Raw genomic sequence first — 16,002 nt, forward strand, 5'->3', positions numbered from 1 at the left:
ATAAAATTTTTCATGTGTTCCCAAAGTTACATTTAATTTGGGCAGATGCTGGTTATGCTGGCTCGTTAGTTGATTGGGTTAAATATTTTATTGGTTGTGGCCTCGAAATTGTTAAACGTTGCGATCGCACAGACGGTTTTAAAGTATTGCCCCGACGTTGGATCGTAGAGCGTACCTTTGCGTGGCTTGGTCGCTACCGCCGTCTGAGTAAGGATTATGAATATCTTCCGCAAACGAGTGAAACCATGATCTACGCTGCTATGACACATCTGATGTTACGTCGATTAGCCCGTAATCATCGTTGCTCAACTGCTTAAGATTTATTTTATAAACACCCTCTTAGAGGATAAGAGGGCGTAGTTTACCGCCGCCACCACATCGCACTCAGATGATCGCTCTGTTGTCAGGTAAATCATTGGATTTACTAAGATAGGACTAGCCCTTTCAAGGTGTGTTAATTTTCTGTGTTCTTTGAGCTAGAATCTTAGCAGTTGAGACATGAGGCTTGTTCTTGAGGTAAGTTCGTTTTGCTTGAGCTTTCTTAGGACCTCGCGGATGACGACGGAAAGCTCTCAATTTAACTTGATCTGCCAGACCTTTGAGAATTAGCGATAAATCTGTGAAGGTCATGTTCTGAAAAACACGCCACTCTTCAGGGGGAATCGCAATCATCATGCCCCGGTAAGTACCCTTAATTTCGTCGGCTAAATAGTAGCTGGAAATTTCGGCTTCTATCTTATCGGTTCCATGAACACTTCTGAGTGCTGCCTGAACCGTAGACAGCAGGTTATAAGCGACCAAAGCGATGCAAAAGGTAAACAAGGCAGCTTTTGGGTAACCTAAGGTATTAATCTCGCAACAGAGATTTTCTGTCAGGACTTGAAACAAGGTTTCGAGTTTCCAACGTTTACGGTAAAGTTGGGCGATCGTTAGCGCCGGAACAACTTCAGATGGTAAATTGGTGAGAATAAAAATTTCCCTATCTCCATCGCGATTAGGCAGATCCAAGCAGACCTTGATGCGACGTGCCTCTAATAATTGACCATCATCAGCACTCAAAATGATGTTTTGCTCAAACACTATAGCGCTCTCATTTTGACCCTGCAAATGAAAATTACCAATAGCTCGCCAAGGAAGACTTTGATGCTGTCGAATAATAAAGTAGGCTTTTGTGTCAGCAATTGCAAATAAGAATTTGAGCGTACAAAAATTACGGTCTGCGATCCAAACATCATCTTCTTCCACTGTTGGCAGCACTTGATCAAATAAAGAACGCTCTTGAGCATGACCATCTTCACAGGGAAATACATCTATTGCTAGCATCAAACTGGGGTCAAGCATAACCCTCATATTGTCCTGGTAATGGAGCGCTGCTGATTTGGCGTAGTTCTTTTAAACGATGCTCACTGGCTGTGATCGCATTACCATCAATAATTTTCACACGATAACCAGGTAGCAAATCAGCAATTGTAGCATTGAGGTGTCGAATCGTCGCTTCCATTTGACCAGCAATCTCTCTGACTAACTCCCCACAAGTACTCGGTTCGATACCATTGATTTTGTTATATACTGAGGTGACTGAAACACTTATTTTTTCAGCAAGGGCTTGATGTGCTGCGTGCAGTGAGGGATATACGCCACAGACGACAAGACTCATTAAATTGACCACTGTGGAGAATAATAACTCACGAGTATACTGAGTTTTTGCACTACGTTCAAATAGTTCATCTATGATTTGGGGACATAGTGCTTTCTCTAAAAGCCCACGAACCATCACTCTCTTCTGGACTTTCTTTTACAAAACGCTCAAACACCTGCCCTAGCAACATTTTTTTCTCCACCCAACAGATTTGCACCTCTTTTTAGCAAACTACAAATCAGCCCATCACACAACACCTTGAAAGGGCTAGTCCTATCAGTTTTATTTCACGCGCTCGCACTTATAAATTACAGCTTATTACTTGAAGTTGTCTGGAAATATCCAATAGCTCATCAATCCAACGTATCAAATTCCCGGTACTCGACGTAGTATATTCTTTGCCACCAAAGTTTCAAACTGCGATCGCATTCCTTTAGCAGCTACAGGGTCATCAATCAGTAAACCAAAAAGTTTTTCCCTAAAGAGCGATCGCTAATCACTCTTACGTATACTAAAGTGCTATAAACTACTAAATACATAATTAATGCTTATACTGCCCTGAAAGGGTAAGAAAAATGAAATGATGAAAGTAGTGTGTAGCATATTGGCTGAAAGAAATTGACTGTTTCATCAGAAGAACTGGCTTTAACAGACTCAGAAACCCTTGAAGAGGTTATTGAGTGTTTAGTAGAAAATTTCTCCATTAAAACTCAGGGAGTATGTGACCAGCAAACCTTATTTGAGATTCGTAATAATTGCAGCCAGCAGTGGAGATAGTATTGAGAATACAGCCAAATTATTAAAGAATATTCCCACAGCTAATGATATTAGATATCATCTTAATAAAATCAACAATTTTGAGGAGTTAGAGACACGAATTAATCAAGCGTTGAAAAGTCGAATTCCTTTGGGTTTAAAAAAAGGATGTTTAAAAATAGCGATTGATTTAAATATAAGAGTGTTATTATGGTAAGCCAACATTCTTAGAATTACCATACATATATAAAAGTGAAGCCAAATCTGGTACTCATTCGTTTTATGCCTACGCAACTTTATATGTTATTAACAAAAATAAGCGTGTAACTCTAGCCGTCAGAGGTGTTCGCCGACTAGATACTAGTGTAGCGATAATTACTTATTTATTGGCAGAGCTTGAATCCTTTAAAATAAATGTAAAAAAACTTTATTTAGATAGGGGATTTTTTAATACTCCTGTAATCAGATGGTTGCAAGCATTAGATATTCCATTTATGATGCCCGCTATCAAGACAGGAAAAAGGGGAGGAATTAAACAGTTTTTGAAAAAGAGGCAAGGGAGCAGGGAGCTCTTAGCAGGGGAGAAGGAACAGAAAGGGGGATTCGACCCCACCTGAACGAGAGCCACTTAACTCTTATTGGGGGACTCAGACCCATGTTCCGCTCCGCTCCACGGCAGGAGTCAGGGGTCATTTCCCCCCGCTAGAAAGCCCCCTGCCTCTTCGTTGAAGGGAAGAAAAAGCTATAAAACTACCCATACTATTACAAGAAACAAAGATGATTCAGTCACATTTAACTTATGGATTATCTGTAAATATAGAAAGGGAAAGCGTAAAAAATATGGAGTACAATACTTTGCTTATGTTACTTATAAAATCAAAACAAATTTAGATTATATATATCAAGATTATCGAAAAAAAATTTGGCATCGAAAGTAGTTATCGGCTGAAAAATATTTGTCGAATTAGAACAAATAATAAAAATCCAGCATTAAGATTACTATTCGTTGGTATATCTTTTCTTTTAGTTAATATTTGGGTTAACCTTCTCTGGCTCAGAATAAGTCGGAAAAGGAAAGGTAGCCGATTAATTTACCGGACACTTTTCGTACTTAAACAGATGTTAGCCTTTTTATCTCAAGCCATACAGCGTAAATATCAAGTAGTAGAAAGCATTTATATTCCGTCAGGATAGTATTAACGCATTATCGGCTATCCAGTCATAAGTAATTATAATCTATACTATGTCTACTGGTTAGAGTTTTCTGTACTTGCAAGTATTTTTAGCTACAAATACTGTAGCGTTCGCTCTTTAGGGAAAAACTTTTTGGTTTACTGAAACTACCCCAAGGTATCAGAGGACGGGTACAATATTCTTTGCCGTTAGGGGAAGTCCAAGTTTCTTCTACTTGGGCGACAAACCAAGTAGGGAAAGTAAAAGCTGAAATTCCACTTCTGGCGGCGCTTGGGTCTTGCTCGTCCGTAGGTGGCGCATACATGGTAATGTCTCTGACACCCAAAATCTCGGCAACTCTGGCTGCAAGCCGGTCTTCGTAAATTCGCTGTCTATTACCCCGCCAGTGGTTGAGTCCGCCGATAATTACTGAGTAATTTGGTAAGTCCACCATTGAGCCAGGGCCAAAGGTGGAAATAATTTGGCTTTGCCGTATTTCTCCTGAAGGCTTGCGTTTGCTTTTTGACTTCATTTCTCTTTCTTCTCTACGTCTTGGCGGTTCGTTTTCATTTCTCCTCCTCCTCCACCTCAAAACCATCAGGGTTGCAAACCCACAAGTTTACTGTTGGTTCCACATCCCGCAGGCTGCGTTGTGCTTTGAACTTGCGTGCTTCCATTGGTTGCTTTTCAAGTTCTGGGTCAAGGGGGTCAAATAATAATGGCGGTGCTTGCCCTACTTCTTGTTGGTATTGCAAGCTAATTTTTTGACTGGCGATGTGTTCCCAAGTGTCCAGTAAATCTTTCACCCGTCCTCGAACTTTTTGACGCAGGGCTTCGGCTTCCACAGCATCAAGTTCTTTATCGTGCATTTCTGCGCGATCGCTAATGGCATCGACAACATATTCTAAATCCTGCCGATGTTGTAAAATCTCGATAGCGCGGGGTGGTGCAGTCATGCCAGGATGTCCTAAACGCGCCAAGGCGACGGTGATAGCGGCGATACCCCGGTCAATGGCACGAGGTGAAAATGGGGTAACGCTAGTTGCTTCTACAGAACGATAAAAGCTGGTATGCCAAGCTGGGAAGCGTTCGTAGTGAGAGCGATCGCGTGGTCGATGTATTAAGCTTCGTCCCTGCGCTGCAATTCCCACGTAGGGCTTGCTGAAAAAAAGAAAAGGTTACAGCTTCTAGATTCTCAGACCAAAGAAGTATATTCAGGTGCAAGACAAGAAGGTAAAATAGCCCAAAATCCTTGCATCACAGTGGTCAGTCCCAACATAGTGTATCCAATGTAACTATGTACCGAAAAGAAGAATCAACTCCAATTCCAGCAGAAAGTTTTGAGCTTCCATTTGAGGGAAAGTTATCATCAGATAATCGTTGGGTCATTATGGCTGATTTAATACCCTGGGGAGAATTTGAATCGGAATATTCTTTATCTTTCTCCGCAGAGATGGGGGCACCAGCAAAGTCATTTCGGATGGCGTTAGGCGCATTAATAATTAAAGAGAAACTAGGCATAAGTGACAGGGAAACAGTAGAACAAATCAAAGAAAACCCTTATCTACAGTATTTTATAGGGATGTCATCTTATAGTAATGACGCTCCATTTGATGCATCAATGCTAGTTCACTTTCGAGAAAGAATCAGTGCTGAATTTGTCAAGAAAATAAATCAACAAATGGTGAAGAAGATGCTAGAGAAAACATCTTCTCAAGAGGCGGAAAAAAAAACAGAAGACGCTCACGGACTGGCTAATGCTGTGCGCTCATCCGAAACAGAGGAAAGTCAACCAAAAAATAGAGGAAAATTAATATTAGATGCCACTTGTACGCCGGGTGACATCAGCTATCCAACAGATTTAGGGCTACTAAATCAAGCGAGAAAGCAGACAGAAAAAATTATAGACTTACTTTATAAACAGGTATTGGGTCAATTAGATAAAAAACCAAGAACATATCGACAGATAGCAAGAAAAGACTATCTAGAAGTAGCTAAAAAACGTCGTGTATCCCAAAAAGACCGGAGAAAAGCGATAAAAAAACAAAAAATGTGAGTAAAGAAAAAAAGAAGCAAGCTAAAGATGACGAAAGGATTCGTAATTCTATTGAGGGAAAGTTTGGACAAGCTAAAAGAAGATTTAGCCTGGGTAGAGTGATGGCGAAACTGTCTCATACTTCTAAAACTGCAATTGCTATTACTTTTTTAGTAATGAATCTTTCTACTCAACTGTCACGCTCTAAAAGTGCTTTTTTATGTCTATTTTTGAAAATAACACCTTTTTTCGGCTCTAATATTATTGAAAGTTATAGTTTAGCCAATCAAAAAAAACAAGAACTTATATTTAGGGCTTGCTTGAATAACTGACCAATCCTGGTCTTGCTTTTTTATTACTTTTTCAGCAAACCCTAAGTAAGCTTCGGTTTTACCACCGCCTGTGGGGAAAAACAGCAAGTCTACTAATTCTCGGTCAGGGTGTTCGGGATGGGCGATACCAACCAAGTTCATTTTGATGGAATTGTCGCCACTTAGAAAGGCGATCGCGCAAAATGTCTTCTGTGATTTCTAGTTTGCGATTTGGATCTTCGGTAGTCAGGCTAGTTGAAGTTCTCTGTTCTGTGTACCAAAGAATTGTACCCACTCGGTCAAATACTTGAAATCCTTCAGCACGTTGTAGCTGTTTAGCGTATTCTCGCCCTTTAAATTGAAATAATTCAGCAGCACTATCTGCTTGAACACGCCCATTTCGCCATTTAAGGGTAACAATATGCTTTTCAGCAGGAGGCTGCAAATCACGACCCATTTCTCGTAATTTCTGTTGAAAATCTCGTACAGCTTGGAGTTCAGCAGATGAGAACTGCACTTGTACATTTACCTCTGGCTCAAATCTTCCCCAGTTACTCCCAAGCAGTTCATAGTTAAATCCTGCCCATTCTAAATCGGAGGGTTCCTTTAATCGTCCGGTTGCTGTGCCCAGTGTTGAAGCGATCGCTTGTAAAAGACTTGTTTTTCCAGCACCGTTCATGCCGATGAGAACAATAATATCTCGCGCCAACCCAGTTTCTGAATCTGTGAAATCAAATGTAGAAGACCGGAATTTCTTAAAATATTTTAGCTGTAGGGATTGAATTTTCATGAGTCGATTCTCCTTAACAGGAGAAACAGTGATTAAAAAAAAGTATAATTTTTCAGCTTGTCAGCCACGATTCAACAGATAATGTTTTTACTTCTTTAATGCGCTGAAAATCGCTATCGGCTGAGACGATGGTAAGATTGTGTTGTAGAGCGATCGCTGCAATCCACAAATCATTTTCACCAAAACCTAAATCAGTTATTTTAGTTTTTCTCCGCTTGCTTTTTTCTCTGGGTGCAAATTGATTAAATAAATCAGCTTTGAGTTGCCCGTAGATATTAGCAGTTTCTTTTTCAATGTTATAGATATATATACCCCTAAGAAAATTTATGATTAGTGCTAAATTACTTTGTTGTCTTTGAGAACGTACTGCCATATCTATCAATTCTCCCTGCACAATAACACAGGTTGAAATTAAACTATTTTCGACCTCAAGCAGACGATTTAGTATATTGATATTTCCTAAAATGGCAAGACTACAGTGATTTGTATCGAGTAAGTACATTATTCAAAGGGATTATTATCATCAAATTTCGCTTGACCGCGACTAGCAATGACTAGCCTCAGACACTCCTCTAAATCATCGCCTTCCCAATTACCTATAGTTTTTAGATGTTCTAGAAGTGATATTCCTGTAGAATTAACTGTAGGTGTTATGGTAGATTCTACTTGATTTAATTTTGGTTGTACCTGGGTTTCTTTTGTTTTCAAGAAGCGCAAAAAATTAAGTGTTTCGGCTATTAGTTCATCTGGTGCTGACTCAATTTCTTGGAAAAGTTGGTCTTTGATTGTCATATTTATACCTGTTGTTTAATTAATGTGTTTAAACTTCAAATCACTCCACATTTAACCCTAGTATTATTGGTACATCTTCTTTCATTTTACGCGGTTTACTAGCTTTCTTCTTACTAGCTTTAGCCTTGGTTTTCTTTTGTGCTGCTTTACCGCCGAGAATTTCCATGTTTGCTCGCTCTTGGTTAAGGTCGAGTAGGCGTGCTAAAACTTCATCATGCACTTCTTCTGTCCAACGGTAGCGCCAAGGTTTTTTTCGCTGTCGTCCGTTGCTGGTTTCTTCTTCGTCTTCCTCATCGTCGTAGTCTAGCAGGAAGGTGCAATCGGTAGGGATGTCACTCCAGCCGTAAGCTTCGAGGACGGCTTTATTCATTGCGGCGTGCAGTAAGCGTAATTTTAGGATATCAGCGTCGCGTTCTTCTGGGTCGTGGAAGCGGTTGTAGGTATCGGTTAGTCCCTGGTTGTTGCGAACCATTAAAGCGGCGCGGAATTCGTAGTATTCTTTGCCTACAGCTTCTAGGGTGGGGTTAGTTTCCCAGTTTTCAGGGAAGGGGAAGGTTGCAAAACAGTCTGAGGGAGTATATACAGGATCATCCTTCATAGTCGATCCTAAGAATAATGCCCACATTTCATGTATACGAGAATGCGTTACACAAAAAGAGGCAAAATCATCAATGGAAAATACTACTATTTTGTGACTAAAAACTATATTTGAAGGTAAAAATGTAAAACTTCTATATTTACTTGTTTGACAACAGGCTATTACCTGATTTAGTCCCGTGAGCGCTCTAAACAAAGCAGGTGTAGTTTCACCGAAACGCCACCAATAACGTGCGCGTATTTCACGATTTTGAGCTAATCTCACAGGCTTAACTTTTTCTTCTACAATCTTCATTAAATCAGGATATTGCCTCGCCTCATCTTCGCTCATCTCACCAAAATTGATAACATAGCGATGATGCGCGTGAATTGGGCTGCTATTTACTTCTTCACCACCAATGTAAGGAAAAATTCTTTCAGCATTTTTTGCATCTTTCTCAATCAAGCGGTGCATTTCTGCAATGGATGTCGCTTTTTCATCAGAGTCATCAAAAACAAAACCCTGACCATATATCTTACTCCCCAGAAAACTTTTGTTGTCATTTGCTAATAGCACCACCGGATTCTCATTTCCGCCAGCATGGAACATAAATGCAGAAATCTGGGAAACTTCTCGATTATCTAATAACTTTGTGGTTTGATAATTACCGTTGCTCTTTTAAATATACAAATAGCGGTAAATCGTCAGTTGCATCCTTCCCAAAAGACCCAATCTGCTCCTTCCTCAACCCTACCAGCGAATCCCCACACTTGAGGGCATGGTCAAGAAATGTAAACGGTAAATCCTTCGCCAGCGTCACCAACCATAAAGATAACTTCGCCAAATTCACCGCAAACGGGTTTTTATCCACGCCATATAAACACCTTTGCGCCACCAAGCGACGCGCAATTAATAAAGGTTCTTCTTTGCCATAATTGCTAATTGTCGCATTCTGGTTGCGATCGCTGTCAATTAGCGTATTCTGATTGCGATCGTTATTAATTATCGTATTCTGGTTGCGATCGCTGTTAATTATCGTATTCTGGTTGCGATCGCCAATTCCCATACGAGTATTGTTTTCCTCGCGTTCCCACGCTTCCACCACCTTCTCAGCCAACTGACGACAGGTTTCTACCAAAAACGCACCAGAACCCATCGCCAAATCACAAACTTTCAAAGATAAAATCTGTTCCGCAGTCGGTTTTTCTCCCAACGCTTCCAACACCGGACGCAGCGTTGTTTCCACAATCGGTTTAGTGAGTGACCTGGGCGTATAATGCGAACCAGAACGCCTGCGTTCTTCCCCTGGCTGCAAGTACAGCGAACCCACAGGCAACAAATTAGGTGTTTGCCGCGATACCTTACGACCTAGTGCAATCACTACATCTTCTAACGTCTGTGCCGCCTTCAGTTCCTTGAGGACATTCCCTGATACCTCACAATTTGCCCATTCCTTCAGTAACTTCTGACGGTCAGCTGACTTTGCTGCCAAAATCGCCGTCACATCTACTACCACCGTCGTAGAAACCTTTGACCCCTTGGGCTTGCTGTAAACTCCAATACTCGGACTTTCTGCCCGTTCTACAGCAAAACCCATAATGCCCTCATACACCGAGCCAATTTGCTCCACATCTAACGCCCGATAAGACAGGCGCTCCCCTTCTCAAATTAGTAATTTTTCTAACAAACGATACACCAAACGCAGCAACCCACCATTACACAACAAACCTATGGGTATTTGCGTCTCCCGCAACAACCGCTCAAATTTAGCTTGGGGGCTGGCGTGCCAACCACTGCTAGACTTAGTTAATTCTGGTGCGACTACATCCAAGTCAGTACCAGAAGAAATTATTTGCACCAAAATCTGCGGCTTGTCGCTATCCGGGTCAGGCACAATATAGGTAGGCGCAAGAATTTCGCTGTAATCAGTTAAAGCTATCTCGTATTCTAGTGATGGTTTAACAAGGTCACTATCAGCCCAGCTTAATACATTTACCACAAAAGCCGGAAAATCAGCAATATAGCCATCCTCATCAACCGCAGCCAGCAATAATTGTTGCAAATCTACAATATTGCGGTTGACCACCGCCTGCGCCTTTACCAACGCCGGGGGAGATACTACCAACCCTACAGGCTGGAGAAAACCCAACCACTCTTTATGTCTGGTGATTTCTGGGTCAATTGCCATCGTTTCTCCTTTGCGGTCTTTGAGTCTGGTACAGTTTGTTTACTTAATCTGATAACATCAAAATCTGCTAATGCACACGATATTGGTGCGATGCGAACAAAAATACAACTAATTCGCGGTCAAGATAGCATGACCGTGGAAGCAGATTTAGTAGAATTAGTGCAAAAGCACGTCAATGATTATGCCTCAGAGTGGAAAGAACAATTAAGATTGTACGGACAAGAAGATAAATTTTGGGACTGGGAGTTTAAACTTCAGTTCGTTATTCACAGACAACCAAACCGCGAAGGCTATGCAATTGAGTACGAAGGCGAAACTCAAGGGTTAATGCTGATTGAAACTCAAATGCACGGTTCGCGTATCAGTGAGGGTAAACGGTTAGTATACATTGATGGAATTGCTTCTGCGCCTTGGAACCGGGAATTTATTCAACGTCCGTCCAAATTAAAAGGCGTTGGTACTGCACTCTTAGCATTTGCCAGAAACCGCAGTATCGAACTAGGTTACGAGGGTAGAGTTGGGTTGCATTCGCTACCAGGAGCAGAAGAATTTTATGATAATCAAGGGATGATTGATTTAGGAGAGGATGAGGATTACGAAGACTTGGTTTATTTTGAGTATGGAGTTCGTCGTTCTTCTGAATAAGGTAGCGAGGTGAAGTTAATGAATCAGGAAGAACCTAATTATATTCAAAGCACTTTTAATCAAGAAAATGCAGTAAATTCGATGGATTTATTGTTTGATGAAAAATGGTTGCGAAAAGGTGTTGAAGCTGAGGATAAAGTCGGTGGTAACATTGGTGCTGGATTGGATTGGGGTTCTGGGTTTGGCGACCTAATGCTTAACCTGGAACTTTTAGGACGTTTAACAACATTACGTATTTCTCTTAATCGAGAAGTGCGGTTGCTGCTGAATAATTGTAATTTAGGAACAGCTACAAAAATTGCGGTAAAAACTGCAAGAGAGAAATTACTTCAAAGATTAAGATTACCTACACCAGAAGTAAGAGAACACCTACTCGTTGTTTTGGGAACAGATGAACTTTATGGCGAAGAGTTTATCTCTAATCGAGAGATACTACGCGAATTGCTTGCGGTGTTGTTGAAACAAGAAGATTGGGAAACTATTGCAGCAGTTGCAGCAGATTCGTTAAAAGAGCGAATTATGCATCAAGTTTCTGTTGAAAAAATTTCAGCATAAGTCATAGATTTAAGAATCAATTACTGCAAATTAACAACTAACCGCTAACTGGATACAAATAAACTATACCTACAGGTTCAACGCGTACCGCCTTCACTTCATAAATTGCTTCAATTCGCGCGGGTTCGCGCACCAACTCTTCAGCTAGCATATTTAGCCGCTTATCCCAATGGCGACGGTCTGCTTCTAACTGACGCAACTCTTCTTCAGCAAATAACGAAAACTGTAGGGGTTGTTCGGTTTCTTGTTTAGTTTTGAAAATGCGATCGCGTTGTTCCTCTAAAATCTTCTTCATTTCCTCAGCTTCCTTTTGTCCCCGTGCTGTCAGCTTTTTCTTGGCGCGTTCAGCTAGCACCTCTGCACGTTTATGCAAATGTGGTGTCAACTCTCCCACATCCTCAGATGTAGCTTGACATAAGCGTTGTCTAACTGATGCTATATTATGGTCAAAGAAACCTGAACTGCGATCGCTCTTGGCGAAGCAAGCTGAAAACAGGACGACCTGGTAAACTGAGCGTTGTGGGTGAGCATATTAATCGGAAACTCAAGATATTTAAAATTTTGTCTGACCGTTATCGCAATCGTAGAAAAAGATTTGGTTTGAGATTTAATCTCATAGCTGGTTTGTACAACTATGAGCTTCGTCTCCCCAAAACTGAATCTACTTAGGGCTTGCTGAAAAACTCAATAAAACGCGATAGGAGGATTAGTAAATTATTCAAGCAATGAGATTAGATAAATTTATATTATACTGCATCAATCAAAACAGAATGTTCACTAATCAAAGACTGTAAAAAAGGCGCAGTTTTAAAAAATCGACATAAAAAAGCGTAAAAAAGCCGTGATAAATGAGTAGAAAGATTCATTACTAAAAAAGTAACAGCAATTGCAGTTTGAGAAGTGTGAGAAAGTTTTGCCATCACTCTACCCAGGCTAAATCTTCTTTTACCTTGCCCAAATTTCCCCTCAATACAATTACGAATTCTCTCGTCATCTTTGGCTTGTTTCTTTTTTTCTTTACTAACATTGGCTGGCGGTCTTCCTAGAGGGGCACCACTGATTCTAATACCTCTTTCTCTGCACCAATCTCGGTTTTCTCTTGTGCGATAAATTTTATCAACATGAACGGATTCTGGATAAAATCCGGTGTAGTCTTTAAAGTCTTCGACTTGTGTTTTAAAATCTCCTGATTCATTATCACTGATGCCCAGTTTCTCTTTAATTATTAATGCCCCTAACGCCATCCGAAACGATTTGGCCGGTGCACCCATTTCTTCATTAAATTTCGATGCATATTCCTCTTCAAACTCTGACCAAGGTATTAACGAAGCCATCATTACCCAGCGATTATCTTGTGATAGCTTACACTCATTGGTCAGTTCAAAATTTTCCGGTGGAATTGCAGGTTGCTCTTGTTTTCTGTACATAGTTACTAATTACACTAACTGTACCGACGAACAATGGTAATGCAAGGGTTTTGGGTGATTTTATCCTTTTTTCTTGCACTTAACAAGACGTATAACGTTTACAATCCCCACAGTATTACCTTTTCCTACTTTGTCAGCAAGCCCTATTTAGTAGTTTATAGCACTTTAGTATACGTAAGAGTGATTAGTGATCGCTCTTTAGGGAAAAACTTTTTGGTTTACTGAATCTGTATCCAAGCAAACTGTAAGCCCCTGATAATTGGAACATTGGTCAACTAATTTTTTCTGAGTTACTAGCACTGATACTTGCGAGTCTGACACTATATAAGCCAGACGTTCTTGGGATAATCTGGGTCTAATGGTACATAAGCCCCACCAGCTTTGAAAATTTCCAGAATCCCTACGATCATCTCAATAGAAGGCTCGACGCATATGCCCACCAAGACTTCCGGACCTACTCCTAAAGTTTGCAGGTACTGTGCTAATTGATTGGCACGACAATTTAACTCCCTGTAGGTAAGCTGCTGTTCTTCAAATACAACTGCTACACCATCAGGAGTTCGCTCTACTTGGGCTTCAAATATCTGATGGATACACTTGTCTTGGGGATAGTCTATCTGGGTGTTATTCCACTCCACCAGTAGCTGATGCCGTTCCGACTCAGTAAGTAGTGGCAATTTAGAAACGGGATATTCGGGGTTGGCGACAATTCCTGCTAGTAAAGTTTGTAAATGCCCTATCATTGAAAGAATGCCTGATATAAGATACCCAACTCCCTGAAAAATACTACCCACGACCAGCCATCGCCAATAATATGATGCATCGTTATTAGCAGTACGTGGGATTGTTCTGCTAGTTGAAGCCGAGTAACGTGCAGTAGGGGACCGTTAACTAGATCGAAAGGTTGCTGGGCTTCGTACTTAGCCAACCGCTGCACCTCCGCTGCCTGTTCTACTTCTAGTAAATGCTGCAAGTCCACCATTGGAACAGTTACAGCCAAACTAGCCGCGATGACTTGTATGGGAGTGCCATCGACGCTGCGGAAGGTGGTACGCAGAATTTCATGACGACGCACGATTTCTGTCAAACTTTTCTCTAGAGCGGCTACGTTGAGATACCCTACCAAATGTAGTAGTCTATGCATACTGTAAGTAGCACTTCTCTCTACAAATTGCTCAAAAAACCACATTCGCTGCTGGGGGAAGGAAAGTAGCAATTCTGTGGAGCGGGATGCTGGTTCGATAGTGGTTACTGATAATCCAGGTTCAGCTTGGTGAAGAGCTTCTATCCGAGAGCTTAAATCAGCAATTGTAGGTGATTCAAAAAATAAATTTAGGGTCAACAGCACACCCAAAGCTTTTTCTGTAAGAACAATGATTTGGGTTGCGTTTAAAGAATCTCCTCCTGCTTCAAAAAAGTTGTGTTTTCTGCCGATTTTTACCCCTAAAACCTGACTCCATATAGCTGACAATACTTCTTCAGTAGGAGTGCATGGTGGGATATATTTGGTGCTGAATAGATCGGAGTCAGGATGCATACTAATATCTATAGTGCTTAAAACATTGTTGTACCCTAGAACTAGCCCTTTCAAGGTGAGCATATGTACTATCCAATTTTTAACCGTATTTCAGGCATTGACTGCAATTGAAGAAATAAATTATGGATAAACTCCAAATTTTTGGACTGTAAATTAAGCGATCGCAATCGCCAAAATACCGAAATTGGGTGAAAAATATTATTTATTTCATAGTACAAACGTTCACCTTGAAAGGGCTGTACCCTAGAACTAGCCCTTTCAAGGTGAGCATATGTACTATCCAATTTTTAACCGTATTTCAGGCATTGACTGCAATTGAAGAAATAAATTATGGATAAACTCCAAATTTTTGGACTGTAAATTAAGCGATCGCAATCGCCCAAAATACCGAAATTGGGTGAAAAATATTATTTATTTCATAGTACAAACGTTCACCTTGAAAGGGCTGACCCTAGAACTTACGCATTGACAAGCAAAACAAAAAGTGAATAAGGAGAATACAGAAAAAAAAACAGCGATCGCTAGTTACCAGAGGCGTTAAAAACAGATAATTTACTTGGCTGTGTTTAGGGTTCGGACAATCAGAGCAATTACTAAACCATCAACCGCTAAATGTGACTTGAACACTTACAGGACTTACGCAACTGGCACAGGCGATCGCTAAATTTTAGTACGGATGTATTGAATAACGACGCCACTAGCACAGGGCGATCGCCGCTGCCTTGGCAGTGTACCAGGCTGGCACATTTGAGAAGCCGAAGTAGCGGATCTTGCCGACGCGTACCAGGTCGCCGAGCGACTGTAGTACTTCTTCAACGGGCGTCACCATATCCCAGGTGTGCATCCAGTAGAGGTCAACGTAGTCGGTACGGAGGCGGCGCAGCGAACCCTCAAGCGCCCGATGCATGTTCTTGCGTCCGTTGCCGCCCGCATTCGCGTTGCCCGATTCGCCGCCATGAAAGCTGAACTTGGTTGCTTTTCCCTAGTTGGTCGCGCAGGCTGCGATCGGCGATATAGCTACCAATCAGTTCCTCGCTGCGACCCTTGGCATACACATCGGCGGTGTCGATGAAGTTGCCGCCAGCATCGACATAGGCATGGAAGATGGACTCAGAAACCTCATCGGGCGCACCCCATCGCGGGGTGCCGAAGGTCATGGTGCCAAGGGTGAGCGGGCTGACGATCAAGCCGGAGTGTCCAAGAGTGCGGAAGGCGGTAAGGCTCATAGGTTTTTTTTCAAGTCGGTAAAAAAAGTGTCCTGTCTGTGTCAATCAAGCTCATGACGCAAAGAGGGGACGGAGGAGTGATGTTGTTCGATGCCTAGAAGGCGCTGGCTGTCGGGCGGACAATGACTTCGTTGACATCGACATCATCTGGTTGAGACACAGCAAATAAGACAGATCGGGCGATCGCCTGAGGGGTGAGGGCAGTTTTGCGGAGTTCTTTCAAGAAGCCTTTAGCTGCATCATCCGTGATATCAGAGCCAAGTTCGGTCTCAACTACGCCAGGGGATATGATGGTCACGCGAATGTTCTTCGATTCCTGACGCAGCCCTTCAGATATTGCCCAAACAGCGT

At 41.6% G+C, this 16,002-nt stretch carries 19 protein-coding genes and 6 pseudogenes; 8 read left to right on the plus strand and 17 right to left on the minus strand.

Annotation, left to right across the window (positions count from 1 at the left end):
* The coding region (locus TOL9009_RS45225) for a transposase (protein ID WP_260675849.1) at window positions 1–317 on the plus strand (317 nt) is incomplete at its 5' end.
* A gap of 127 nt (window positions 318–444) precedes the next feature.
* On the opposite strand, the gene TOL9009_RS48380 is transcribed toward TOL9009_RS45225, so the two are convergent.
* Both TOL9009_RS48380 and TOL9009_RS48385 read right to left on the minus strand, forming a co-directional pair.
* On the minus strand, window positions 445–1,341 hold the full coding sequence (locus TOL9009_RS48380) for a transposase (protein WP_199341633.1): 897 nt from the start codon (window positions 1,339–1,341) through the stop codon (window positions 445–447).
* Complete coding sequence (locus tag TOL9009_RS48385; protein ID WP_199341634.1) at window positions 1,334–1,774, minus strand: hypothetical protein; 441 nt, start codon at window positions 1,772–1,774, stop codon at window positions 1,334–1,336. The genes TOL9009_RS48380 and TOL9009_RS48385 overlap by 8 nt, the downstream gene beginning before the upstream one ends.
* Window positions 1,775–2,257: 483 nt before the next feature.
* Between TOL9009_RS48385 and TOL9009_RS50850 the strand changes: the two are divergent.
* Together TOL9009_RS50850 and TOL9009_RS50855 are read left to right on the plus strand one after the other, a co-directional pair.
* Window positions 2,258–2,937: pseudogene (locus TOL9009_RS50850) on the plus strand (ISH3 family transposase); the annotation flags it as partial.
* A gap of 183 nt (window positions 2,938–3,120) precedes the next feature.
* Window positions 3,121–3,589: pseudogene (locus tag TOL9009_RS50855) on the plus strand (ISH3 family transposase); the annotation flags it as partial.
* Window positions 3,590–3,677: 88 nt separating this feature from the next.
* Here TOL9009_RS50855 and TOL9009_RS0105460 read toward each other — a convergent pair.
* Window positions 3,678–4,100, minus strand: a complete 423-nt coding sequence (locus tag TOL9009_RS0105460) for a hypothetical protein (protein ID WP_029631691.1) — start codon at window positions 4,098–4,100, stop codon at window positions 3,678–3,680.
* Between the two features lie 34 nt (window positions 4,101–4,134).
* Window positions 4,135–4,719, minus strand: coding sequence for a hypothetical protein (locus TOL9009_RS0105465; protein WP_029631693.1), 585 nt, complete (start codon window positions 4,717–4,719; stop codon window positions 4,135–4,137).
* Window positions 4,720–4,865: 146 nt separating this feature from the next.
* On the opposite strand from TOL9009_RS0105465, the pseudogene TOL9009_RS38255 reads away from it, so the two are divergent.
* A pseudogene (locus TOL9009_RS38255) lies at window positions 4,866–5,615 on the plus strand (transposase); the annotation flags it as partial.
* A gap of 5 nt (window positions 5,616–5,620) precedes the next feature.
* A complete protein-coding gene (locus TOL9009_RS50860; protein ID WP_449658167.1) occupies window positions 5,621–5,935 on the plus strand; it encodes a transposase in 315 nt (104 codons plus the stop codon).
* Window positions 5,936–6,038: 103 nt separating this feature from the next.
* Here the strand turns inward: TOL9009_RS50860 and TOL9009_RS38260 are convergent, their stop codons facing one another.
* From TOL9009_RS38260 to TOL9009_RS50135, 6 genes are read right to left on the minus strand one after another with little or no spacing between them, the layout of a single operon-like run.
* A complete protein-coding gene (locus tag TOL9009_RS38260) occupies window positions 6,039–6,704 on the minus strand; it encodes an ATP-binding protein (protein WP_242055783.1) in 666 nt (221 codons plus the stop codon).
* A gap of 52 nt (window positions 6,705–6,756) precedes the next feature.
* Window positions 6,757–7,206, minus strand: coding sequence for a type II toxin-antitoxin system VapC family toxin (locus tag TOL9009_RS0105480; protein WP_029631694.1), 450 nt, complete (start codon window positions 7,204–7,206; stop codon window positions 6,757–6,759).
* Entirely contained in the window at window positions 7,206–7,496 is a 291-nt protein-coding gene (locus TOL9009_RS0105485; RefSeq protein WP_029631696.1) for a hypothetical protein, read from the minus strand. The genes TOL9009_RS0105480 and TOL9009_RS0105485 overlap by 1 nt, the downstream gene beginning before the upstream one ends.
* A 40-nt stretch (window positions 7,497–7,536) precedes the next feature.
* Window positions 7,537–8,682 (minus strand): type IIL restriction-modification enzyme MmeI, encoded by a 1,146-nt coding sequence (locus tag TOL9009_RS50125; protein WP_313770046.1) that lies wholly within the window; start codon window positions 8,680–8,682, stop codon window positions 7,537–7,539.
* A 55-nt stretch (window positions 8,683–8,737) separates the two neighbouring features.
* A complete protein-coding gene (locus TOL9009_RS50130; protein WP_313770047.1) occupies window positions 8,738–9,703 on the minus strand; it encodes an N-6 DNA methylase in 966 nt (321 codons plus the stop codon).
* A gap of 33 nt (window positions 9,704–9,736) precedes the next feature.
* The gene (locus tag TOL9009_RS50135; RefSeq protein WP_029631699.1) at window positions 9,737–10,261 is read right to left on the minus strand and encodes a hypothetical protein; all 525 of its coding nucleotides are present in this window, start codon (window positions 10,259–10,261) and stop codon (window positions 9,737–9,739) included.
* A 90-nt stretch (window positions 10,262–10,351) separates the two neighbouring features.
* On the opposite strand from TOL9009_RS50135, the gene TOL9009_RS0105505 reads away from it, so the two are divergent.
* On the plus strand, window positions 10,352–10,906 hold the full coding sequence (locus TOL9009_RS0105505; RefSeq protein WP_029631700.1) for a GNAT family protein: 555 nt from the start codon (window positions 10,352–10,354) through the stop codon (window positions 10,904–10,906).
* Window positions 10,907–10,924: 18 nt separating this feature from the next.
* Window positions 10,925–11,461, plus strand: a complete 537-nt coding sequence (locus tag TOL9009_RS0105510; RefSeq protein WP_029631702.1) for a hypothetical protein — start codon at window positions 10,925–10,927, stop codon at window positions 11,459–11,461.
* 37 nt (window positions 11,462–11,498) lie between these two features.
* Here the strand turns inward: TOL9009_RS0105510 and TOL9009_RS0105515 are convergent, their stop codons facing one another.
* On the minus strand, window positions 11,499–11,846 hold the full coding sequence (locus TOL9009_RS0105515) for a hypothetical protein (protein WP_186227488.1): 348 nt from the start codon (window positions 11,844–11,846) through the stop codon (window positions 11,499–11,501).
* A gap of 134 nt (window positions 11,847–11,980) precedes the next feature.
* On the opposite strand from TOL9009_RS0105515, the pseudogene TOL9009_RS50460 reads away from it, so the two are divergent.
* Window positions 11,981–12,130 (plus strand): annotated as a pseudogene (locus tag TOL9009_RS50460) (IS5/IS1182 family transposase); the annotation flags it as partial.
* A 77-nt stretch (window positions 12,131–12,207) separates the two neighbouring features.
* On the opposite strand, the pseudogene TOL9009_RS38275 reads toward TOL9009_RS50460, so the two are convergent.
* The 6 genes and pseudogenes from TOL9009_RS38275 to TOL9009_RS38280 all read right to left on the minus strand — a co-directional run.
* A pseudogene (locus TOL9009_RS38275) lies at window positions 12,208–12,657 on the minus strand (transposase); the annotation flags it as partial.
* Between the two features lie 456 nt (window positions 12,658–13,113).
* Window positions 13,114–13,682, minus strand: a pseudogene (locus TOL9009_RS0105525) (AMP-binding protein); the annotation flags it as partial.
* On the minus strand, window positions 13,628–14,488 hold the full coding sequence (locus TOL9009_RS0105530; RefSeq protein WP_038296180.1) for a condensation domain-containing protein: 861 nt from the start codon (window positions 14,486–14,488) through the stop codon (window positions 13,628–13,630). The pseudogene TOL9009_RS0105525 and the gene TOL9009_RS0105530, both read right to left, overlap by 55 nt.
* Window positions 14,489–15,122: 634 nt before the next feature.
* On the minus strand, window positions 15,123–15,332 hold the full coding sequence (locus TOL9009_RS48390) for an aldo/keto reductase (protein WP_221928637.1): 210 nt from the start codon (window positions 15,330–15,332) through the stop codon (window positions 15,123–15,125).
* Window positions 15,316–15,651: an aldo/keto reductase gene (locus TOL9009_RS48395; protein WP_221928638.1), complete on the minus strand. Its 336-nt coding sequence runs from the start codon at window positions 15,649–15,651 to the stop codon at window positions 15,316–15,318. Before TOL9009_RS48395 ends, TOL9009_RS48390 begins: the two co-directional genes overlap by 17 nt.
* A 94-nt stretch (window positions 15,652–15,745) precedes the next feature.
* On the minus strand, window positions 15,746–15,949 hold the full coding sequence (locus tag TOL9009_RS38280; RefSeq protein ID WP_260675850.1) for a hypothetical protein: 204 nt from the start codon (window positions 15,947–15,949) through the stop codon (window positions 15,746–15,748).
* Window positions 15,950–16,002: the final 53 nt, after the last annotated feature.

It is taken from the genome of [Scytonema hofmanni] UTEX 2349, from assembly GCF_000582685.1.
GTDB lineage: Bacteria > Cyanobacteriota > Cyanobacteriia > Cyanobacteriales > Nostocaceae > Hassallia > Hassallia hofmanni.